Origin of the sequence: Micromonospora sp. NPDC050200 (assembly GCF_040656135.1) — a bacterium.
Taxonomy (GTDB): domain Bacteria; phylum Actinomycetota; class Actinomycetes; order Mycobacteriales; family Micromonosporaceae; genus Micromonospora.
Genome location: NZ_JBFALG010000049.1, coordinates 21739 through 43348 on the forward strand (window position 1 = coordinate 21739; position 21610 = coordinate 43348).

A 21610-nucleotide genomic window follows, 5' to 3' on the forward strand; every position below is an offset into this window, starting at 1 on the left:
CGGCTACTTCAGCGACTGCAGGTACGCGACGAGATCGGGCAGCCGGGCCGCGTCGACCGGCTGCGGCGGCATGTTGTTGCCCGGCTTGACGGTCTGCGGGTTGGCGATCCAGCCGCCCAGGTGCCCGCCGTCGTTGGGCACCGCCCCGGCGCCGATGCTCCACCGCGACCCGACGTCCGACAGGTCGGGACCGATCCGTCCGTCCGCCGGAGTGCCCCGGATGGCGTGGCAGCCGGCGCAGGTGCCCTGGACGAAGGCCTGCTGACCGCGCCGCTGGGCGTCGGTCTCCGGCTGGCGGGCGGTCGAACCGAGCCGGGCCAGCCAGGCCTCGAAGTCGGCGCGCGGTTCCGCCACGACCAGGAACGCCATGTGGGCGTGCTGGGTGCCGCAGTACTCCGCGCACTGGCCGCGGTAGCGGCCCGCCCGCTCCGCCTGCAGCCAGGTCTCGCGGACCTCGCCGGCGATCAGGTCGGTCTTGGGCATCAGTTGCGGCACCCAGAAGCTGTGCAGCACGTCGGCCGTGTGCAGCCGCACCCGGACCCGTTCCCCGACCGGGATGTGCAGTTCGTTGGCGGTGGCGCCGTCGATCCCCGGCACCCGCACCTCCCACCACCACTTGTGGCCGGTGACCTCGATCGTCGGCGCCCGGGGGCCCGGGGCCTCGCCGAGCGCGGCCAGGTCGCGCAGGCCGGCGGCGTAGACGGCGACCAGGATCACCAGCGGCAGGCCGGCGCCGGCGACCGCCACGAAGCGCAGCGGCTGTCCGTGCCGGACCCGGGTGTCGCGGCCCCGGCGGAACACCATGGCCCAGACCAGCAGGGCCATGACCTCGACGAAGACCGCCACCGAGATCCAGAACAGCAGCCACCACAGGTTCGCGACCCGGGCCGCACCGGAACCGGCCGGGTCCAGTGCCGACGGGCCGTCACCCGCGCAGCCGCCGAGGAGGAACACCCCGGCGAGCAGCGTCGTCCGGGCGACCCGCCCGTTCCGGCGGCGTCGCCGGACCCGCCGGGGGCCGGCGTTCGTCGCTTCGCGTGTCGTGTCCACCGGCACCGACCATAGGCACTTGAGCGGGTATACGGGGGTTTATCAGCGATAGAGAGGTGCATGCCCCTATGCCGGATTACAGTCGTGACTCGAGGACGGGGCAAGCGCCGACGGCGCGGACAGGGAGATCATGCGAGCCTCCACCGTGGACCTGATCGCCGACAACGCGGGCGGGGCGGCTGCCCGCCGCACGCTGGCCTGGGCCGCCGGGGGACTCGCCGGGGCCGCGGCGCTGGCCGGTGGCCTCCTGGCGCCGGTCGACGCGCTCCAGGGAGCGGCGCAGCGACTGATGTACCTGCACGTGCCCGCCGCCTGGGTGGCGTACGCGGCGTTCGCCGTCGTACTGGCCGCCAGCGGCGCGTACCTGATCGGCGGCGACCTGCGTTGGGACCGGTTCGCCCGGGCCGGGGCCGAGATCGGGGTGGTGCTCACGGCGCTCGCCATCGGCACCGGATCGCTGTGGGGCCGGCTGGTCTGGGGCGCCTGGTGGGCCTGGGATCCCCGGCTGGTCAGCACCGCGCTGCTGCTCCTCGCGTACGCCGGTTACCTGGCGCTGCGGCGGACGGCGGCGGAGCGGACCGGCGCCCGCGACGCCGCCGACCACCGGGTGGCCCGGCCTGCGGCCGTCCTCGGCGTCGCCGGCTTCCTGCTCGTCCCGGTGGTGCACTTCTCGGTCGTCTGGTGGCGGTCGCTGCACCAGCAGGCCACCATCCTCGCCCCGCAACGCCCACCGATCGACCCGCGGATGGCGCTGGCGCTGCTGCTCGCCGTGGCCGCCGCGACCGCCGCCGCGACCGCCGTGCTGCTGCACCGGGTGGTGCGGCTCGAGCGCCGGCTCGCCGCGACCCCGGCCGCGCCGTCCCACCCCGGCGGGCGCCTGCCGGTAAGGGCCCGATGATCCGCAGGCGGACCGGCCGCATCGCCCTGGTCGGTGTGCTCCTGGCCGCCGGCGGGGTGCTGGTCACCAGCGCGCTGCGGGACACGCTCACCTACTACCGCACCCCGGACGAGGTGCTCACCGACCCGACGGCCACCCGGGAGCGGGTCCGGCTGGGCGGCGAGGTGGTCCCCGGATCGCTGCGACGCGACGGCGACCTCGTGGTGTTCCGGCTCGCGGCGGGCGGCCGGGAGATCGCCGTACGACAGCGCGGGGTGCCCCCGGAGACCTTCCGGGAGGGCGAGAACGCCGTCGTCGAGGGCACCCTGGCCGTCGACGGGATCTTCCGCGCCGACCAGGTGCTGGTCCGGCATGGCAACGAGTACCGTCCGTCCGCCGCCCCGACGGAGCCGCCGGATGCTCGCTGACCTCGGCACCGCCACCCTGGCGGCCGGGCTGCTCTGCGCCACGCTCGCCGCGCTGCTCTGGCTGCGGGTGGCGCTCGTCGGCGCTCCGGCGCGACCGGCCCGCCTGGCCACCACCGGCGGCCTGCTCAGCGCCGTCGCGGCCTGTGCCGTGCTGGAGACGGCGCTGCTGCGGCACGACTTCGGCGTCCGGTTCGTGGCCGAGAACGGCGGACGGCAGGTGCCCGTCTTCTACACGGTCACCAGCCTCTGGTCGGCCCTCGACGGGTCGCTGCTGCTCTGGCTGCTGGTGCTCGGCGGATACGCCGCACTGCTCGCCCGCCGCGCCTACCCGACCCGGCTGCACGCGTACACCATGGTGCTGGTCAGCGCGGTGGCCGCGTTCTTCTTCGTGCTCTCCCACGTCGCGGCGAACCCGTTCCGGGCGGTGCACCCGGCACCCCTCGACGGCCCCGGACCCAACCCGCTGCTCCAGCAGCACCCGGCCATGGGTGTGCACCCGCCCCTGCTCTACGCGGGCTACCTCGGTCTGGTGGTGCCGTTCGCGCTCGCGCTGGCCGCGCCGCTGGCCGGCCGGGAGGGGCGGGACTGGCTGCGCCTGGCACGGCCGTGGACGCTGGCGGCCTGGTCGGCGCTGACCGCCGGCATCGGGCTCGGCGCCTGGTGGTCGTACGCGGTGCTGGGCTGGGGCGGCTACTGGGCCTGGGACCCGGTCGAGAACGCCTCCCTGCTGCCCTGGCTCACCGCCACCGCCTTCCTGCACACGACCCTCGGCCGGCCCGCCCGGCGGGCCGGCTGGAACCGCGCCCTGGCCTGTGCCAGCTTCCTGCTGGTGCTGCTCGGCACCTTCCTGACCCGCTCCGGCGCGGTGGCCAGCGTGCACGCCTTCACCGACTCCCCGCTGGGGCCGATGCTGCTCGGCCTGGTGCTGCTGGCGGTGCTGGCGTCCGCCGTGCTGGCCGGCCGGGGACCGCGGCGGCCCGCGCCCGGCCGGGCCGACCCGCTGCTGTCCCGCGGTACCGCCGTCCTGGTCAACGGCGTCCTGCTGGCCACCATCGCCGCTGCGGTGCTGATCGGCACCGTCTTCCCGCTGCTCGCCGAACCCCTGACCGGCAGCCGCGCCTCGGTCGGACCGGGCTACTACCAGCGCACGGCGGTCCCACTGGCGATCGTGCTGCTCCTGCTCATGGGAGTGCCCCCGGCGCTACGGGTCCGTGACCGCGCCGAGGCGCTGCGGCGATTGGCCCTGCCGGGGGCGGCGGCGCTGGCCACCATGGCCGTGGTGGGGCTGCTCAGCCGACCCGGCCTGCCCGCGCTCACCGCCTTCGGCGCGGCGGCGTTCGTGCTGGCCGGAGCCGCCGGCCAGGTGACCGGGCGGCGTGGTGGAGCCGCCCGGCCGGTCCGGTGGGCGAGCGTGCTGGCCCACGCCGGGCTCGCCCTGGTCGCGGTCGGGGTCGCGGGCTCCTCCGCCTACAGTCAGTCCGGCGAGCGGAGCCTGCGCATCGGCGAGACGCTGCGGGCCGGCGACGCGTCGGTCCGCCTGCTCTCCGTCGAGCGTTCCGCCGGCGGGGGTGACATGGCGGTCCGGGCCCGGCTCCGCCTCGTCGAGGCGGACGGCCGGGAACGGAACGTCGCCCCGGCACTGCGCTACCACCCGGCCCGGGACACCGCCGTCACCGTCCCCGTGATCGACACCGGCCTGCGCCGGGACACCTACGTGACGCTGCTCGCGGTCGCCGCCGACGGCGGCAGCGCCACCCTGCGGCTGGCGGTGAACCCGCTGGTCAGCCTCCTGTGGTGCGGTGGTGCGCTGATCACCGGCGGAGGGCTGCTCGCGCTGGCCGGCGGCGCTGCCCGCCGTGGCCGGCGCGCGAAGGCCGGGACATCCGCCGTGCCCGTCGGTGCCGGAGTCCCGGCGTGAGCCGGTCCGGCATCCCCCGGCCGTGGTGGCGCCGGCCGCCGGTGGCCGCGGCGCTCACGCTGGCCCTCGCCGTCGGCGCCGCGCTCGCCCTGCGTCCGACGTCCGACCCGGCGACCGGGGACGCCGCGAGCGGACCGGCGCCCGCGCTCGCCGGCACCACCCTGGACGGGGGACGGTTCGACCTGGCCGACGCCCGCGGCCAGGTGGTGCTGGTGAACGTCTTCGCCTCCTGGTGCGGACCCTGTCGGGACGAGTTGCCGCTGCTGGCCGAGGCCGAACGACGCTGGTCCGACCGGGGTGTGCGGCTGGTCGGCCTGGACGTGCGCGACGGTCCCGAGGCGGTCCGCGCGCTGCTGAAGGAGACCGGTACGACCGGGCTGGTCGTGCTGCCGGACCCGGACGGCACCCGGTCGGTCGACTGGGGGGTGCGGGGGGTGCCGGAGACGTTCGTGGTGGACCGGCAGGGCCGGATCGTCGCCCGCCAGCGGGGCGTGGTCACCGCGCGGTGGTTGGAGCAGCAGGTGACGCCGCTGCTGGGGGCGGCATGAGGTGGCGACGGGTGCTCGGGGCGCTGGTGCTGGTGGCGCTGCTCGCCGGGGCCGGCACGGCGCTGGTCAGGTCCACCGGCCCGGCGGGTCGGCCCGATCCGGTGGAGGCGGTGGCGGCCAGCCTGCGCTGCCCCGCCTGCCAGGGCGAGTCGGTGGTCGACTCCCGATCGCCGATCGCGGCGTCGATGCGGCAGGTGGTGGCGGACCAGGTCGCCCAGGGGCGCAGCCCGGACGAGATCCGGCGCTGGTTCGTCCAGCGCTACGGCGAGGAGGTGCTGGCCGATCCCCCGGCCCGCGGCGTGTTCCTGCTGCTCTGGGCCGTACCCGTGCTGGTGCTGTTGGGGGTCGGCTACGCCGCCGTGCGGACCGCGCGCTCCCGCGGCGGGCCGGCCACCTGCCCCCCGGCGGCGGCCGGACCGGCCGGGTCCGGACCTCCCGGCCGCACGGCCCGGCGGGCCTGGTGGGCGGCCTCGCTCGGCCTGGTCGCGACGATGGCCTCGGTGGCGGTCGCCGCCCGCCAGCTGGACCGGCCCGCGCCGGCGGCACCGGCCGACCCGGTCGCCGTCGCGGTGCGGCTGGCCCAGGACCTGGAACAACAGCAGCGGTACGCTGCGGCCGCGCAGATGTACGGGGAGGCGCTGCGGGACCGCCCGGACGACGCTCTCCGGCTGCGGCTCGCCTTCGCGCTGCTCCGTTCGGGCGACGCGGCCGGGGCGGAACGGACCTCGCGGGACGTGCTGACCCGCTCCCCCGACTCCCCCGACGGCCTGCTCGTGCTCGGCCTCGCCCAGCGCGGCACCCGTCCCGCCGACGCACCCGGCACGTTGCGCCAGTTCCTGGCCGTCGCCCCCGAGCACCCGGCCGCCGTCGAGATCCGGCGGCTGCTGGCCGGGGCGCCCCCGACGGTGGGCGGGACACCGACCCCCCGCCCGGCAGGCGCCACCGGTTGACGCCGGGCCGGATCAGGAAGCTCGGCGGGACCTGGCGAACAGGTAACCGAGCGCCAGGCCGGCCGCCAGCATGACGGCCGCCCGGCCGGAGAGCGCCGCGCGGAGCTTGCTCAGCCCCTGCCGCGGGTCGACCACCGTGCCGGCCACGTCGCCGGCCGCGCCCACCACCACGTCACCGAACCGACCCTTCATCGCTGCACCGCCGCTCTCCTGCCGGATGTCGTAGCCGCGCCCTACCCGGGGGGCGGGCGATCAAACGCCTCTGCCGCCGCCGGGCGGCCGGTGACGACCGTGACGGCAGGGGTCGAGGTGGCGGTCACGAATCGCCGGGCGCAGGGCGACCCTGTCTCTTCAGCAGGCGAGATGGCATGATCGCCGCGTGCCGATCAATCGTCGCTCGATGCTCGGGCTGGGGCTGTCCGCCGCCACCGCGGCGCTCGCCGGCTGCCGGGCGGAGCCGTCCGCGGAGCAGGCCAACTCGTGGCAGACGCCGAGCGCTTCGGCGGCGGGCCAGGGCGGCGCGGCGGCAGCCGGGCCCGTGGTCCGCACGTCGCCGGTCACCCAGCGGCTGACCACCGTGCTCAGCGGCTACCTGAAGCCGACCAGCCAGAATCCCGCGTACCCGATGTACGCCGGGGCGGTGGCGTTGGCTCTCAGCGGCGGGCAGCCGTACGCGCAGGTGGCCGTCGGCGAGGCCCTCCGCTTCGGTGCCGGGCCGACCCTCCTTCCCGCCGCCGACCGGGTCCGGATGCGTACCGACTCGATCTTCGACCTCGCCTCGATCACGAAGGTCTACACGTCCATCCTCGCCCTGCAACAGGTGGACCGGGGCCGCATCGACCTCGACGCGCCGGTCGTGACCTACCTGCCGGAGTTCACCGGTACCGGCAAGTCGGCCGTCACCGTGGCGATGCTGCTGACCCACACCAGCGGTCTCCCCGTCGGCGCCAAGGTGACCGGCTACTCCACCCTGGCCGAGAAGTGGCAGGCTGTCCTGGCCACTCCGCTGGTCAGCGGCGCCGTGCCGGGAAAGGTGTTCCGCTATTCGAGCGTCGGCCTCATGGTCGTCGGCAAGCTGGTGGAGAAGGTGACCGGCCAGCGCCTCGACCAGGCGCTGAAGACCGGGCTGACCGACCCCCTCGGCCTGCGCTGGACCGGCTTCAACCCGAGCACCTGGCTCAGCGCCACCGACCGGGCCACCCGGATGGTCGCCACCGACGCCCGGTCCTCCCGCGGGCTACTGCGTGGCGTGGTGCACGACGATGTGGCCAACCATCTGGGGGGCATCGCCGGGCACGCCGGCATCTTCAGTACCGCCCAGGAGGTCGCCGTCATCGGCCAACTGCTGCTCGACGGCGGCACCTACGGCGGACAGCGGATCCTGGCCGAGGGCACTGTCCGCCGGATGCTGACCAACGCCAACGCCGGACTACCCGCCGTCGACCCGGAACGGCCGAACCGGACCGCCGACCACGGACTCGGCGTGGTGCTGAACCAACCATGGTTCATGGGCCAGCTCAGCAAGCCCACCACGTTCGGGCATACCGGCTTCACCGGCACATCGCTTCTGGTCAGCCCCGCCCGCAGGGCCGTGTTCGTCCTCCTCACCAACCGGGCCCACCCGAACTGGAGCTGGGCCAACCCCGACCCCGTGCGGGTCGCGACCGCCAACGCCCTGACCCGCCTGCCTGTCCTGTCGGCCACCAGCACCAGATGACGGCAGCGGTTACGCCACTCCGTAGCCCGAGAGGCCATTCCTGATGCCAGAGGTTCCCGCCGATCCGAGCGTGCTGCACCCGATGCCCGAACAGCCGCGCGTGGTGCTGCTGAAGCCGCTGGTCACCTCTCCGCTGATCGAGGTCGGGGAGTTCTCCTACTACGACGACCCGGATGATCCGACCGCCTTCGAGACCCACAACGTGCTGTATCACCATGGGCCGGAGAAGCTGGTCATCGGGAAGTTCTGCGCACTGGGCGAGGGCGTGCGGTTCATCATGAACGGCGCCAATCACCGCATGGACGGCCCCTCGACCTTCCCTTTCCCGATCATGGGCGGTTCCTGGGTCGAGCACTTCGATCTCATCACCGGCCTGCCCGGACGGGGTGACACCGTGGTGGGCAGCGACGTCTGGTTCGGATATCGCGCCTTGGTGATGCCCGGCGTCCGGATCGGCAATGGAGCGATCATCGCTTCCGGTTCGGTCGTCGTCGACGACGTCCCCGACTACGGCATCGTCGGGGGCAACCCGGCCAGGCTCATCCGCCGCCGCTACAGCGGAGAGGACGTCGCCCGCCTTCTGGCGCTGGCCTGGTGGGACTGGCCGGTTCAGCACATCACCGAGCACATCCGCACGATCATGTCCGGCAGCATCGACGACCTCGAGGCTGTGGCACCCGACCGTGAAGACCCAGGCCAACCGGGCGACGTCCAAACTGCACGCGGGTGACCTGGCGCAGCTCGTCGTGTTCGTCTACGAGCCGGGTCCGGTCCGGCCCGGCTGGGCGAGCTGAGGATCGCGCGGCGCGGCGAGCAGGTCGGCGAACCGGTCGGTCGCCGCGACGAGCGCGCGGGTGATTCCCGGTTCGAGGGCGGAGTGACCGGCGTCGGGCACGATCCGCAGTTCCGCCTCGGGCCAGCGCCGCGCCAGGTCGTGCGCGGTGACCGGTGGGCAGCAGAGGTCGTAGCGCCCCTGGACCAGCACCGTGGGCACCTGACGGATCCGGTCGACGCCGTCGAGCAGTTGGGTCTCACTGTCGAAAAAGCCCCGGTGCAGCACGTAGTGGGAAAGGATCCGTGCCATCGGCAGAGCTCGCTCGTCCTGGGTCAGGTGGGCGACCACGTCCGGATCACACCGCAGCGACGAGTTCACCGCCTCCCATCGGCCCCATGCTGCGGCGCACACCCGAGCCTCCTCGACATCGGCGCCGTGGAGGCGCCGGTGGTAGGCGGCCAGCATGTCGTCGCGCTCGGCGTGCGGGATCGGGGCGGTGAAGCGCTCCCACTCCTCCGGCTGCAGATGGTTCAGGCCGTGCTGGTAGAACCATTCCCGCTCGCTGCGGCGCATCAGGTAGATGCCGCGCAGGATCAGGCCGGTGACACGGGCCGGATGGGTCTGCGCGTACGCCAAGCCGAGCGTGGCGCCCCACGAGCCGCCGAACACCAGCCAGGACTCGACGCGCAGTCGCCGGCGGATCACCTCCAGGTCGTCGACGAGGTGCCAGGTGGTGTTGTCGTGGAGGTCCCCCAGCGGCGTGCTCTGCCCCGAGCCACGCTGGTCGAACAGGACCACCCGATAGCGGTCCGGGTCGAAGAACCGCCTCGCCCCCTCGACGAGACCGCCGCCCGGGCCACCGTGCAGGAACACCGCCGGGATGCCATCCGGTCTGCCGACCTCCTCCACATAGAGGTCATGGCCGCCGCCCACCGGGATCCGGTGCCGGGCGTAGGGCTCGACGGGCGGGTACAGGCCGTTGGCGGTGGTCACCGCAGAACCTCCATCACCGATGTTTCCTGGACGGGATGACGGCGTAGGCCGACGGCCGCGCTGAGCCCGCCGATCCCGCCCCGCACCACGATCGCTCTCATCGCACCTTCTCCCGGTACCGCTCGCATCAATCGACGACACGCACCATTGTTCACGAAAGGCCGTCGGGCAGTCGTCCTGCCGGCAGCGGCGTCCCGGCGTACGCCGACCGTCACCACCCGGCGCGGGCACGGTAAGCCCGGGTCGACACGCTTCCTGACGGATCGGCCCGGGGTCGCGTAGCGTTACCGACCGGCCATTGAGCAGCGCCGTCGTAACAAGCGGGACGAGGAGACGCGTGATGAACCGGACGCTGGAGGTTCGTTTTCTTCAGCACGCCAGCCCGCAGCGGGTGGACGGTGCGCCAGTCGTCGACCCGCGACCGGTCGGTGCGTAACTCCGCCGCCCGGTCGCTGCTGTGTCGCGTCAGCCGGCTGGTCCGGGCACCTGACGCCGCCGGGCATCTGAGGGCGTTCGTGCTGTCCGGCATCGGCACGGTGCTGGCGACCCGGGCGTATCTGGAGCTGACCGGTTACCCGCAGCTCGGCACTGGCAGCCTGCACATCGCACACGTGTTGTGGGGCGGTCTGCTCATGGCGGCGGGCCTGTGCGTCGCGATCGCGTTCCTCGGCCGGTCGGCACGAACCTGGGTGGCCGTGCTCGGCGGCATCGGGTTCGGATTGTTCATCGACGAGATCGGCAAGTTCGTCACCGCGCGGACCGACTACTTCTACCAACCCGCCGCCGGTCTCATATATCTGGTCTTCGCGGGACTGGTCCTGTTGCTGCAGTGGTCGCGTGGGCGTGGCACGCCCTCCCCTCAGGAACGCACAGCTGCGGCGCTGCAGCTGGCGCTGGCCGGAATCACCTCCGGAGTGAGCCCGGCGGCACGCGCAGCCGCTGTCCGCTCGCTCCAGCACTCGGCCGATCCGGTCGACGTCGCGGTGGTCGGGCTGCTCGTCGCCCTACCCGCTCGGGAATCCCGCTGGGACGCGCGCCGGGAGCGCACGGTGCAGCGTGTCCGCGCCGCAGCCGACCGGCTGCTGACCCGCCGGTGGCCGGTGGTCCTGGTCGCGGTGTACCTCGTCGTGCAGCCCGTCGTTACCCTCACCGGCGCGGCGCTGGAGCATGCGACCGGGGAGCTGGCCCGGGCACCGGAGCGCGGTGCGGACCTGGTGGTGATCGGCGCGTCCCTCGCCGCCGCCCTGCTCGGGGTTCGGGGCGCGACGCTCCTGCGGCGTGACCGCCGGCGTGCGCTTCGCGCGTTCCACCTCGCACTGCTGGTGGATCTGCTCTTCGCACAGATCTTCAAGTTCACGGTCAACCAGTTCGCCGCCGTGTCCGCGCTCGCCGTGAACCTGGTGCTGCTCTGGGTGGTCTCCGCCGAGACCCGTCGCAGGCAGCCCGGGCCCGGCGACGGCGTGGGCGTTGGCCGCGATCCGGGCACTCCGGGCCAGTCGGTGCCGAAGATTCACCGGCGGGCCAGCCGGCCGAGGTCGTGGCGGGCGTAGCGTGGCGGGCGTAGCAGGTCGGCAACCGCTTGGGGCGGCGGGCCGGACAACTCGATCCGCACCGCCTCGTACGACAGGGTCAGGAAGGCGGCGGCGAACCACTAACCGCCGACCGGGCGGTCGGCGGCCTGGTCGTCCGGCCTTTGTTCCGGCCCGGTCAGGTTCATGGTGGTCGGCTGACCGCGCCCGGCCCGGTCGGGGATGCCGTGGCGCGGTCCGGTCCTGCCGGCCACAGCGCGGTCCGGGACGGTGGGGCGGCCGGAGTTCGGACCGGTCGCCGGGCGGCGGGCTACGGTCACGCCGTCCCGGTGGGGTTTTGCGCCGAGCCGCCGGGCGGTGGGGGCCGGCGGCAACTGCCGTTGCCGGTCCGCCGCTGGGGTGCTCGGTCGGCTGGCCGACGCCCCTCCGGTCGGCTTCGTCGGCTGCCCCGCAGTGGCCGGTGCGGTCGGCGCCGGCCGGGTTGGGGTGTGCGGCGACGACGGATCGGTCAACGGGGGCTCGTGGACGGTGGACGTGGCGGTGTTCGTCACGGACGGCACCGGCACGGCGCGGGTTCCGATGTCCGGGCCGGGTCTCGACGGGGCCGTCGGGGCTCGGGGCGGCAGCAGGCGCCGGAGCTCGTCGATGTCGCCCCACAGCCGAGTGACGATGTCGTCGTCGCCGAGGGTGCCCAGCAGGACCGCGGCCCGCTCCAGTTGGTGGCGGGCGTCGTCGTACCGGTGGTCGGCGAGGTCCTGCCGCGCCTCGTCCAGCATCCGTCCGACCTCCCGTTGGGTGACCAGCGACTCGGCCCGGTCGGCGTTGACCAGCTCGGTGACCGGCCAGAACAGGCCGCCTGGCTCGGCCCGGGCCGCGCCCAGCCAGAGGCCGCCGACGACGGTGATCAGGCTGAGGGCCGCACCGGCGAGCGCCGTCCGCCGCCGTCCCCTGGGCCGTCCCGGAGCAGCGGGCCCGGCGGTTGCGGCGGGCCGCTGCCGGAGCACCGGCGCCGGGCGGGCCGGGGGTGGTGCGGACGGCGGAGCTGCCGGCCCGCCCGTCCCCTCCCCGGACCGACTCTGCTCCATCGTGGACTCCACCTGCTCCGCCCGAGCCACCAGCTCGGTGTGCCAGTCGGCCAACAGGGCGGTCACCGGGTCGTCGGCGGGGTGTTCGGGAGGTGGCGGCTCGCTGCGGACCAGCGCGTCGAGCAGCCGGTCGTCCCGCAGGACCGGGTCCGACGGCGGGGGCAGGTCGGCGGTCACGTGATGACCCGGGCAAGGGTGTCGCTGGCGATGGCGCGCAGCCGGGTCAGCGCGCGATGCTGTGCCAGCCGTACCGCGCCTCCGGTCATACCGAGCACGGTACCGACCTCGTCGGCGGTCATGCCGACTGCCAGCCGCAGCACCAGGATCTCCCGGTGCGTCGCCGGCAGTTGCGCCAGCAACCCGCTGAGCCTGGCGCCCAGGTCGGCCGTGAGAGCGCGCAGTTCGGGGCCGGGGGTGGGGTCCGGGGCGTCCGGAACGTCCGCGACGCTCTCCGCGCGGTCCCGGCTCGCGGCCCGGCACGCGTCCACGACCTTGCGGGCGGCGATGCTGTAGACGAAGGCGAGGAAGGGGCGACCCTGGTCGGTGAAGCGGGGCAGGGCGCGCAGCACGGCGAGGCAGACCTCCTGGGCGACATCCTCGGCGGTGGCGCCACCGGCGCCGACATGTCCCAGCCGGGCCAGGCTGTAGCGCACGACGATCGGCCTGATCCGCGTCAGGACCTCCGTGACGGCGCCCGGGTCACCGGCGGCGGCGCGACGTACGACATCGGGGGGCGGTGTGTCCATCGCGGTCGCGGGCCCTTCTCGGTGGAGCTGGATCGACGGTAGCCGTCCGGCATCCTGCCGCCTACAAGTCGGTGATGAAACACCGCACCGACATCCGGCGATAACCCGGCAGGAGAGTCATCCGCCCCGCCCACCCGGCCCACTGAACACCGGGTCCGGAGTTGTGCGCCGCTTTGCCCTGATTTATATATTTCCAATAACGGATGCCTCACCCCTCTGGCTCGGACGTTCCGGCTGCGGCAACCTCGGCATGGGCCAACCGCCCCTACCGCACGTGGAGAGGAACACCCATGCGCAAGACACTGGGCGTCGCGATGCTGACCGGCATCGTCGTCGCCGCCTCGGCGACCGGCGCCACCGCCGCCCCCCGCGCCGAGGCGGACAGCGGCTACATCGTCGTCCTCCGCGCCGACGCCAACTCGTCGTCGGTCGCCGCGGAGCAGGCCAGGGCCAACGCCGCCACCGTCGGCCACGTTTACGAGCACGCCCTGCGCGGCTACTCGGCCCGGATGAGCGCGACCGCCGCCACCCGCATCGCCCGGGACCCGCGGGTGCTGTTCGTCCAGGCCGACGGGGTGGCGACGGCCAACGCCCAGACCACGCCGACCGGCATCAACCGGGCCGACGCCGAGCTGAGCCCGACCGCGAAGATCAACGGCGCGGACGAGCGGGTGAACGTCGACGTCGCCGTCATCGACACCGGCATCGATCTGACCCACCCCGACCTGAACGTCTACACCGCCGGAGCCAAGAACTGCTCCACCGGCGCCAGCGCTGGCGACGGCAACGGGCACGGCTCGCACGTCGCCGGCACCATCGGCGCGCTGGACAACGGCGCCGGCGTGGTCGGCATGGCCCCGGGCGCCCGGCTCTGGCCGGTCCGCGTGCTCAACAACGCCGGCAGCGGCACCTTCTCCGACATCATCTGCGGCATCGACTACGTGACGGCGCACGCCAGCGAGATCGAGGTCGCCAACATGAGCCTGGGCGGCTCCGGCTCCGACAGCGCCTGCGGCAGCAACAAGGACGCCATGCACGAGGCGATCTGCAGGTCGGTCGCGGCCGGTGTGACGTACGTCGTGGCCGCCGGCAACGAGACCGACAACGCCGCCAACCATGTGCCCGCCGCGTACGACGAGGTCATCACCGTCAGCGCCCTCGCCGACTTCAACGGCCTCCCCGGTGGCGGCGCGGCGCCCACCTGCCGCAGCGACGTCGACGACACCATTGCCGACTTCTCCAACTACGGCGCGGACGTCGACCTCATGGCGCCAGGTGTCTGCATCTACTCCACCTGGAAGGGCGGCGGCTACAACACCATCTCCGGCACCTCGATGGCCAGCCCGCACGTCGCTGGTGGCGCCGCCCTCTACAAGGCGACCCACCCCACCGCCACCCCGAGCGCCGTCAAGTCGGCCCTTCAGGCAGACGGTACGACCAACTACAGCTGGCCGGCCGGCGACCCGGACGGCATCCAGGAGAAGCTGCTCAACGTCGCCACCTTCTGACCGACGGCCGACCGTCCCGGCCCGGATCCGGGCCGGGACGGTCGCACCAGGGTCCGGACTCGGCGAGTGCCCGTCCTCCACGTTCGTCCACAAAAGTGCCCTTGCGGGCAAATCTCCCGGGTGCCCGATCACCACTCCCCCTCACCCGGAAGCGAGCTCCTGCACCGTGGAACGTCCCCCGACTGCCGACCGGCGGGCCGCTACGTCGGGGGAGCCACGGATCCCGAGGCCATGCCCCATGCGCCTTGTCGCACGTGGCTGGCGGGTGCTCGACGGCCTGGTCCGGCCAGGGACGCTCCTGAAGAGCGACCCTGGGCCCGGGAGGGACTACGCTTCTGCACGTGATTGACGTGCAGGGCAGCGGGAGCGACGAGCGGCTACGCCGTATCGAAGCGGTCACCGACGCGGCGCTGTCCCAGCTTGACGTCAACGACCTCCTCAAAGAGCTCCTCGACCGGGTCCAAGAGGTGATGCGGGTTGACACCGCCGCCATCCTGCTGATGGACGTGCACGCCAAGCAGTTGGTGGCCACTGCGGCGAAGGGGCTGGAGGAAGAGGTCCGGCAAGGCGCTCGGATCTCCGTCGGCCGGGGCTTCGCCGGGCGGGTCGCTCGGGACAAGCAACCGGTCGTACTGGACGAGGTCACCGCCCCCGATGACCTGATCCTGTTCGACAGGGGGATCCGCTCGCTACTGGGTGTGCCCATGTTCGCCGGCGGCGAGGTGACCGGGGTATTGCACGTCGGCTGCCTGAGCTCGCACCAATTCACCGACGACGACGTGCAACTGCTCCAACTCGCCGCCGAGCGGGCAAGCCTGGCCAGCCAGACCCGGGCCAGCAGCATCGACCGCACCGCCGCTCTCGCCCTGCAACGCAGCCTGCTACCCACCTACCTACCCGATGCGCCCGCTGTCGACATGGCCGCCCGCTACGTGCCCGGCCATGACGCCGGCGTCGGCGGCGACTGGTACGACGTGTTCACCCTCCCCTCCGGCTGGCTGGGCGTCGTCATCGGCGACGTGTCCGGTCACGGACTGGGCTCTGCGGTCGTGATGGGACGCCTCCGCAGCGCGCTGCGCGCCTACGCCCTGGTCTCCGACGATCCCGCCGACGCGCTGACCCTGCTCGACCGCAAGATCCACCATTTCGAGGCCGGGAACCTCGCCACGGTCCTTTACGCCATGATCTCCCCGGACCGCGCCACCATTCGGATGTCCCTGGCCGGACACCTGCAGCCCATCCTTGCCACACCAGGACAGCCGGCCAACACTCTGAACATTCCAGTTGATCTTCCATTGGGTACGGGTTCGCATCAACGGGCCCGCCGGCACACCGAGGTCGCGTTTCCGTCCGAGTCGGTACTGGTCTGCTATACCGACGGGCTCGTCGAACGCCGCGGCGAGATCATCGACGTCGGCATCCAACGGCTCTGCTCGGCCGTCGAACCAGGTCCCGCCGAAACCGTCTGCGCTCGGATCATGACAACACTCGCCGTCGAACAGGCCACCGACGACATCGCCCTACTCGCCATCCACTCAACCCGCCCGTGCCCACCCCGCCAGCACGAGGGGTGAACCGGGCCGACTGGCCGTCGTCGTCCCGCGCGCGTCGCAACGTCACCTCGGTGGCCCATTCCGCACCGCTGGATCTTCACGGGTTGATCTTCGTCCATGCCGCCGCCGTGACCTGCTGCCCAACCGCAACGGCAGCCTTCACCTGGTGCGCTCTCACCGGCTGCGCCAGCGAGGTCGCCCGTACACTGCACCTGACCGGCGCCGTCGAGGTCCCCGGACTGACCCTGCTGTGGCCCGGCGACGCGGCCGTACCACGCACCTCGGAGGCCGCCGCATGAGTATCTCCGTCGCCACCACCACTGACGGGTTTGTTCATCCCGCCCTCTTCTACGCCGACCGCGAGGAGTACCTGGCCGGCACGGTGCCGTTCATCCAAGCCGGCCTGGCCGCCGATGAGCCGGTCATGGCGGCCGTACCCCGGGGCAACCTCGACCACATCCGCACCGCGCTCGGCATCGACGCGGACAGGGTCCAACTGCACGACATGAGCGTTGCCGGGCGCAACCCCGGGCGGATCATTCCAGGCGTCCTGCTCGCCTTCGCCGCCGCCCACCCCGGCATGCGGGTACGCATCATCGGCGAACCCATCTGGGCCGGCCGTACCGCGACGGAATACCCCGCTTGCGCCCAGCACGAGGCCCTGATCAACGCGGCGTTCGCCGGCCGGCGGGCCACCATCCTCTGCCCCTACGACACCAGTCGCCTGGACCGGAGCTGGCTCGAGGACGCCCACCGCACCCATCCGATCCTGCAGACGGGCGGCGTGGTGCGGAGGAGCCCGCATTACGGCGACCCAGTCGCGGTTGCCGCCGGGTTCAACCTGCCGCTGCAGGACCCGCCCGCCCACGCGACCACCATCACCATCGACCTACCTGCCCTCCCGACCATCCGCCGGGTTGTGACCGCCGAGGCCATCGCGGCCGGCCTGACCCCGGACCGCGCCTCCGACCTGACCCTGGCGGTCAACGAACTGGCTGCGAACACGGTCAAACACACGGCCGCCGGCGGCACCCTCGCGGTCTGGACCGACCCGACGCGGCTGATCTGCCAGCTCACCGACACCGGGCACATCACGAACCCGCTCGCCGGGCGGATTCCCGTGCCGCCGCGGCAGCCCGGCAGCCGAGGACTCGTCCTAGTCAACCAACTCTGCGATCTCGTACGCATCCACACCAGGCCCGGTGCCACCACGATCCGCCTTCACATGCACCGCTGACGCCCGCCGGACGGCAGGGAGAGCGGAGGCGTCGTCGGACTCCGCGCGCAGGTCCCCGCTGTCGGTTCGGCCGGACCGAGGCACATCGCAGCCGCCACAACTCCAGATCAGCAGCACCGGAGAGAACACGTCGAGGCCGAGGAGGTCGGCGGCGTTGCGCCAGGCCACCCGCTCGGCCAGTTCCGCGTCGAGGTCGGCGGCGAGCACCGCCCCGAAGGCCGCAGCCGGGTCGATGAGCGTGGCGTCGGTGGGCTTGCGGCCCGGACAGGAGGCGCCCACGGCCTGATCAGCGGCGGCTCGGGCCGGGTCAGGGGCGACGAGGCCGCTGTCGCGGAACCCGTCGGGGATCACCGAGCGAGGTGGGTCCGGTAGATCTCGACGCCGACGACCAGATCCTGCCATGGCATGCCGGTCCCCTTGAACAGCCGTGGTCCCCCGCCGGGCAACTGCGTTCGACCGGTCACCACGTCGCGCAGCGGGCACAAGTCCTCCTCGCGGACGACGCCGGCAGCCAACGGTATGACGATGTCACCCGCCTCCTGACGGGTGTTCGCAAGCGACTCGACGACAACCCGAGAGCGGGCGACGAGCCGGTCGTCGACCTCGCGCCTGCCCGGCGAGTGCGAACCGATCGCGACGACGACGGCGTCGTCCTTGACCAGGGCGCCGTCGAAGAGCGGCGTCGAGGCACTGGTGCAGCAGCAGATGACGTCCGCCCGCATCACCGCCTCGTTGGACGAGCCTGGATCGCACACCCGGACCGGAACGCCGGTCCCGTCGAACCGCGCGGCGAGCCGGTCGCGCCGCGGGCTGATCCTGCCCACCAGGGAGACTTCGCTGATCTCGTGCAGGGCGAGCATCGCCTCGACGTGGGCACGCGCCTGGGGGCCGGTGCCGAACACCGTGAGCCGCAGCGGGTCGCCAGTCGTGCCGGGTAGCAGGTGGCGCACCGCGAGTGCGGACACCGCGGGGGTGCGCAGGTTGGTCAGGGCGGTGCCGTCGATGAGCGCCGCCGGGCGCTGCCCCGGGCCCTCGAAGAGAACGAAGACTCCCTGGATGAGCGGCAGGCCGCGGCGGGTGTTGTCGGGGGTGCTGCTGAGCAGCTTGCAGCCCGAGTAGCCGCCCCGGATGGCGGGCATGATCAGCAGTTCGCCGGCCTGCGTGCTCATCCGCGAGCGGGGCGTTTCCCGCTCCGGGTCGAGCCCATCACGAAGAGCAGCTTCCAGGGCGTCCACCGCGACCCGGATCGAGGTCTCCGCAACGGCATCCTCGGAGATCAGACGCATACCGGCGAAGGACGCAGCCGGAAAGGTCGGATCGGTCATGGTGGCCTCCGGCAGCGGACGGATGAAGAGGACCCCTGCAGGCTAGAGGCGTCGCAGCGGGCCCGGTCTGCTACCTCACCCCCGTAGTGGAGGGGCTCAGGCCCATTCACCCTCGAAGAGCGGGGCGACCGGACGCTCCCGGCGCCCGATTCGCAGATCCCCGAAGATGGTGCTCTGCTCGGCTCGTTCGACCTCGGCGTCCAGGTCGATGCGCAACTCCTCGGAGGCGTCGTGGGCCGCGCCGACGAGCACAATCTCGGTGCCGGGGTGGTCGAGGAATCCGGGTGGGTCGAGCGGAGCGAACCGTCGGCCGTGGAATTTGCCCTGCAGCGCCGCGGGCAGCTTCACCTTCCGGGACCCGCGCAGCCCGACCCCGGGCGGGGATGGTGCCTGCGGGTTCTTCACCGTGACGATGTAGCTCGCCTCCGACTCGATGTCCAGTTCGTGCTGGGCCGGGCCGGGACGCAACGGCAGTTCGAGCTCGTACGCCAGATGGGTGTGGTCGTCGTGCCGGGCGATCACGTACGCGCCCTCCGCCACAGGCCTCGCCGGGGGCTGCTCCCGTTCGTCGCGGGTCCTCGTCCGGTACCTGCGCGCCTGCAGGGTCTTGTGCAGCTGCTCAGGCCGATCCACCACCTCGTCGACGAACGCCCAGAAGCGGTCGTGCTCATCGATGCCGGGCAGACGTTTGCGCCCCACCACCAGTAGTCGCAGGTGCCGCCCCTGCCACGGGTGCATCACCACCAACAACCGCTGCACCTCATCGAGAGAGTCCACGTGCCTCTCCCCCACCCGCGGTCGGTAGAGGAAGTAGATGTCCCCGTCCTCAAGCAGCTCCGCCATCCGCCCCGCGTACCCGAACCGGCCGCCGGCCAACGCGAACCGTCGCTCGCCGAGCTGACCGAAGCCGGCCGGTGACGTCATGGCCCGGATCATGGACGTCACGTGACGGACAACGTGCTGACCAACTCCGCCAAGTAGGCCCAGGACCAGGCCATACGCCGTACGCTGCCGGAGGTGAAGTGGGCACGATCCCTCGTCGCGCTGGCGGCGACCCTGACCCTGACGGCGACCGGATGCCGTACCGGGCCGACCCCGCCGGCCGGTGCGCCCGCCCGTTCCGCCTCGGTGGCAGCGCCCTCGTCGCCGGCCGGACCGGCCGAGATCACGTTGGCCTTCGCGGGTGACGTGCACTTCGCCGACCGTACCGCTGGCCTGCTGGACAACCCGGCGACCGCGTTCGGGTCGATCTCGTCGGCGCTGTCCACCGCGGACCTCGCGATGGTCAACCTGGAGACCGCGGTCACCACGCGTGGCACTCCGGAGCCAAAAGAGTTCCACTTCCGGGCGCCGGCGAGCACGTACGACGCGGTGAAGGCGGCCGGGGTCGATGTCGTGTCGATTGCGAACAATCACGCGTTGGACTATGGGCGGGTGGGCCTGGCCGACACCGTGGAGGCGGCGAAGGCCGCCGGGGTGCCGGCCGTCGGAGCGGGCGTCGATGCGGCGGCGGCGTACGCGCCGTGGATCACCCGAATCAACGGTACGAGAATCGCGTTCCTCGCCTTCAGCCAGGTCGACGAGCTGTGGTCGGAGTGGAAGGCCACGGACACCCGGGCCGGCATCGGCATGACGAGGGACCTGCCCCGCGCGGTCGCAGCGGTGCGCACCGCGCGGCAGCAGGCCGACGTGGTCGTCGTCTACGTCCATTGGGGCACGGAGGGCAACGCGTGCCCACCGGACGAGGCGCGTGGGTTCGCCGGTGAGATGGCCGAGGCGGGCGCTGACATCATTGTCGGCACCCATGCCCATCTGATGCTCGGTGACGGCTGGATCGGCGGGACCTTCGTCCAGTACGGACTGGGCAACTTTCTGTGGTGGCGGGACGACGCCTACAGCAACGACACGGGCGTGCTGCGGGTGACCCTGCACGGTTCGAAGATCGTGGGGACGGAGCTGATGCCGGCGCTGATCTCCCGGCGCACCGGCCAGCCCCAGCTCGCCGGAGGGGAGGACGCGGCCCGCATCCTCCGCGAGTACGCGAATCTGCGTAGCTGCACCGGCCTCGCCGCGTCCCCCACCGACTGAAGGACGTTCTCGTAACACGGAAGGCATTGCCCGCGGCCGGGTTGATGGACCTTCATGCCCGCCGGCCGAAGCTGTCACGGCCGACGGCCACTCTTCCGTTCGGTCCGCGCGCAGGCTACGGTCGCTTCCACATCGCCAGCGTTCACCTCGTTGGTGTTCAGGTTCGTTCACTTCGCAGGGCAGCGCCGCGACAGCGGAAGGGGTCGCCGTCATGACGATCAGCCAGATCAGCGCCGGTGACTCCGGCACCAGTCCGGTCAGCGTCGGTCACGGGCCGCGCAAGGTGCTGGCCCTGCACGGGTGGTTCGGGTCGTCACAGGGCTGGGGCTGGCTGCCGGAACTGATCGACGCCGAGCGCTTCACCTGGGCGTTCCTGGACTACCGCGGGTACGGCGCGCGCACCGGGGTTACGGGCGAGCACAGCATCGCCGAGATCTCCCGCGACGCCCTGGACCTCGCCGACTCCCTAGGCTGGGACACGTTCTCGGTGGTCGGGCACTCCATGGGCGGCAGCGCCGCCCAACGGGTACTCGCCGACGCCCCCGGGCGGGTGGAACGCCTCGTCGGCATCAGCCCGGTCCCGGCCGGCGGGGTGCCCTTCGACCTGCAGGGCTGGGCGCTGTTCGACGGTGCGGCCGCCAACCCGGACAACCGGCGCGCCATCATCGACCTCACCACCGGCAATCGGCTGTCCGGCCGCTGGCTGGACGAGATGGTGCGGTTCTCCCTCGAGCACTCCACCCGGGAGGCGTTCGGCGCCTACCTCACCGCCTGGGCGCGTACCGACTTCACTGACGACGTGAAGGGCAACCCGGTACCGGCGCTCGCCGTCGTCGGCGAGCACGATCCGGCGCTGGGCGCCGACACGATGCGCGAGACCTGGATGCGCCACTACCCCAACGCACGGCTCGAGGTGCTCGCCAACGCGGGGCACTACGCGATGTACGAGACCCCGGTACGGCTGGCCACGGTGCTCGAGGAGTTTCTCGGGCAGTGAACGTCGATCCGGCGTCCCTGGTCGATCCCCGCACCTACGTCGACGGCGTCCCGTACGACCTGCTAGCCAGCTACGTGCGCTGTTCGAGGCGCTGCTCGCCCGCACCGCGAGCGTCACGTACGCGGGCGCACCCGCCTACCTGCGCTCGAACTTCCAGCGCGGCGTGAAGCGTCTGCCGATCCACTGGCGGCGCCGCTGATCAGGCTGACCAATTTGATTGAGAATCCTTTAGTGATCATAGAATGATCATGTGGAATTTCTTCGACTGTCGAAGGCTGCGAAGCGT

The 21610-nt window shown here is 72.6% G+C and carries 22 protein-coding genes; 14 read left to right on the forward strand and 8 right to left on the reverse strand.

Going from position 1 to position 21610, the window contains the following annotated elements:
* Positions 1 to 3 precede the first annotated feature (3 nt).
* Positions 4 to 1050: a cytochrome c oxidase subunit II gene (coxB, locus tag AB0I41_RS26275; protein WP_357112729.1), complete on the reverse strand. Its 1047-nt coding sequence runs from the start codon at positions 1048 to 1050 to the stop codon at positions 4 to 6.
* 130 nt (positions 1051 to 1180) lie between these two features.
* On the opposite strand from coxB, the gene ccsA reads away from it, so the two are divergent.
* From ccsA to AB0I41_RS26300, 5 genes are read left to right on the forward strand one after another with little or no spacing between them, the layout of a single operon-like run.
* Entirely contained in the window at positions 1181 to 1948 is a 768-nt protein-coding gene (gene ccsA, locus AB0I41_RS26280; RefSeq protein ID WP_357112732.1) for a cytochrome c biogenesis protein CcsA, read from the forward strand.
* Positions 1945 to 2355: a cytochrome c maturation protein CcmE gene (locus AB0I41_RS26285; protein WP_357112735.1), complete on the forward strand. Its 411-nt coding sequence runs from the start codon at positions 1945 to 1947 to the stop codon at positions 2353 to 2355. Before ccsA ends, AB0I41_RS26285 begins: the two co-directional genes overlap by 4 nt.
* Positions 2345 to 4273, forward strand: coding sequence for a cytochrome c-type biogenesis CcmF C-terminal domain-containing protein (locus tag AB0I41_RS26290; RefSeq protein WP_357112736.1), 1929 nt, complete (start codon positions 2345 to 2347; stop codon positions 4271 to 4273). Before AB0I41_RS26285 ends, AB0I41_RS26290 begins: the two co-directional genes overlap by 11 nt.
* Complete coding sequence (locus AB0I41_RS26295) at positions 4270 to 4821, forward strand: TlpA disulfide reductase family protein (RefSeq protein ID WP_357112739.1); 552 nt, start codon at positions 4270 to 4272, stop codon at positions 4819 to 4821. Before AB0I41_RS26290 ends, AB0I41_RS26295 begins: the two co-directional genes overlap by 4 nt.
* Complete coding sequence (locus tag AB0I41_RS26300) at positions 4818 to 5771, forward strand: cytochrome c-type biogenesis protein (RefSeq protein WP_357112741.1); 954 nt, start codon at positions 4818 to 4820, stop codon at positions 5769 to 5771. The genes AB0I41_RS26295 and AB0I41_RS26300 overlap by 4 nt, the downstream gene beginning before the upstream one ends.
* 12 nt (positions 5772 to 5783) lie before the next feature.
* Here AB0I41_RS26300 and AB0I41_RS26305 read toward each other — a convergent pair whose 3' ends face one another.
* Positions 5784 to 5963 (reverse strand): hypothetical protein, encoded by a 180-nt coding sequence (locus AB0I41_RS26305; RefSeq protein WP_357112744.1) that lies wholly within the window; start codon positions 5961 to 5963, stop codon positions 5784 to 5786.
* A gap of 187 nt (positions 5964 to 6150) precedes the next feature.
* On the opposite strand from AB0I41_RS26305, the gene AB0I41_RS26310 reads away from it, so the two are divergent.
* Positions 6151 to 7488: a serine hydrolase domain-containing protein gene (locus tag AB0I41_RS26310; RefSeq protein ID WP_357112746.1), complete on the forward strand. Its 1338-nt coding sequence runs from the start codon at positions 6151 to 6153 to the stop codon at positions 7486 to 7488.
* A gap of 43 nt (positions 7489 to 7531) precedes the next feature.
* Positions 7532 to 8218: a CatB-related O-acetyltransferase gene (locus AB0I41_RS26315; RefSeq protein WP_357112749.1), complete on the forward strand. Its 687-nt coding sequence runs from the start codon at positions 7532 to 7534 to the stop codon at positions 8216 to 8218.
* A 24-nt stretch (positions 8219 to 8242) separates the two neighbouring features.
* On the opposite strand, the gene pip is transcribed toward AB0I41_RS26315, so the two are convergent.
* Positions 8243 to 9256 (reverse strand): prolyl aminopeptidase, encoded by a 1014-nt coding sequence (gene pip / locus AB0I41_RS26320; RefSeq protein WP_357112752.1) that lies wholly within the window; start codon positions 9254 to 9256, stop codon positions 8243 to 8245.
* Positions 9257 to 9654: 398 nt separating this feature from the next.
* On the opposite strand from pip, the gene AB0I41_RS26325 reads away from it, so the two are divergent.
* On the forward strand, positions 9655 to 10806 hold the full coding sequence (locus AB0I41_RS26325; RefSeq protein WP_357112754.1) for a hypothetical protein: 1152 nt from the start codon (positions 9655 to 9657) through the stop codon (positions 10804 to 10806).
* Positions 10807 to 10907: 101 nt separating this feature from the next.
* Here AB0I41_RS26325 and AB0I41_RS26330 read toward each other — a convergent pair whose 3' ends face one another.
* Positions 10908 to 12047 carry an anti-sigma-D factor RsdA gene (locus AB0I41_RS26330; RefSeq protein ID WP_357112757.1) on the reverse strand — a complete coding sequence of 380 codons (1140 nt, stop codon included), beginning with the start codon at positions 12045 to 12047 and terminating at the stop codon, positions 10908 to 10910.
* Positions 12044 to 12616, reverse strand: a complete 573-nt coding sequence (gene shbA / locus AB0I41_RS26335) for an RNA polymerase sigma factor ShbA (RefSeq protein ID WP_357112759.1) — start codon at positions 12614 to 12616, stop codon at positions 12044 to 12046. The genes AB0I41_RS26330 and shbA overlap by 4 nt, the downstream gene beginning before the upstream one ends.
* Positions 12617 to 12906: 290 nt before the next feature.
* Here shbA and AB0I41_RS26340 point away from each other — a divergent pair, with 290 nt between their 5' ends.
* From AB0I41_RS26340 to AB0I41_RS26355, 4 genes are all read left to right on the forward strand, one after another.
* Entirely contained in the window at positions 12907 to 14124 is a 1218-nt protein-coding gene (locus AB0I41_RS26340; RefSeq protein ID WP_357112762.1) for a S8 family serine peptidase, read from the forward strand.
* A 341-nt stretch (positions 14125 to 14465) separates the two neighbouring features.
* On the forward strand, positions 14466 to 15698 hold the full coding sequence (locus AB0I41_RS26345; protein WP_357112764.1) for a GAF domain-containing SpoIIE family protein phosphatase: 1233 nt from the start codon (positions 14466 to 14468) through the stop codon (positions 15696 to 15698).
* On the forward strand, positions 15695 to 15976 hold the full coding sequence (locus AB0I41_RS26350; protein ID WP_357112766.1) for a hypothetical protein: 282 nt from the start codon (positions 15695 to 15697) through the stop codon (positions 15974 to 15976). Before AB0I41_RS26345 ends, AB0I41_RS26350 begins: the two co-directional genes overlap by 4 nt.
* A complete protein-coding gene (locus tag AB0I41_RS26355) occupies positions 15973 to 16914 on the forward strand; it encodes a sensor histidine kinase (RefSeq protein WP_357112769.1) in 942 nt (313 codons plus the stop codon). Before AB0I41_RS26350 ends, AB0I41_RS26355 begins: the two co-directional genes overlap by 4 nt.
* Here the strand turns inward: AB0I41_RS26355 and AB0I41_RS26360 are convergent.
* From AB0I41_RS26360 to AB0I41_RS26370, 3 genes are all read right to left on the reverse strand, one after another.
* Positions 16834 to 17265, reverse strand: coding sequence for a hypothetical protein (locus tag AB0I41_RS26360; protein ID WP_357112771.1), 432 nt, complete (start codon positions 17263 to 17265; stop codon positions 16834 to 16836). The two genes, AB0I41_RS26355 and AB0I41_RS26360, sit on opposite strands and share 81 nt — an antisense overlap.
* Positions 17262 to 18239 carry an ornithine cyclodeaminase family protein gene (locus AB0I41_RS26365; RefSeq protein ID WP_357112774.1) on the reverse strand — a complete coding sequence of 326 codons (978 nt, stop codon included), beginning with the start codon at positions 18237 to 18239 and terminating at the stop codon, positions 17262 to 17264. Before AB0I41_RS26365 ends, AB0I41_RS26360 begins: the two co-directional genes overlap by 4 nt.
* Positions 18240 to 18335: 96 nt before the next feature.
* Positions 18336 to 19163, reverse strand: coding sequence for a hypothetical protein (locus tag AB0I41_RS26370; protein WP_357112776.1), 828 nt, complete (start codon positions 19161 to 19163; stop codon positions 18336 to 18338).
* 93 nt (positions 19164 to 19256) lie between these two features.
* Between AB0I41_RS26370 and AB0I41_RS26375 the strand changes: the two genes are divergently transcribed.
* Positions 19257 to 20327, forward strand: coding sequence for a CapA family protein (locus AB0I41_RS26375; RefSeq protein ID WP_357112778.1), 1071 nt, complete (start codon positions 19257 to 19259; stop codon positions 20325 to 20327).
* A gap of 211 nt (positions 20328 to 20538) precedes the next feature.
* A complete protein-coding gene (locus AB0I41_RS26380) occupies positions 20539 to 21324 on the forward strand; it encodes an alpha/beta hydrolase (protein WP_357112781.1) in 786 nt (261 codons plus the stop codon).
* Positions 21325 to 21610: the final 286 nt, after the last annotated feature.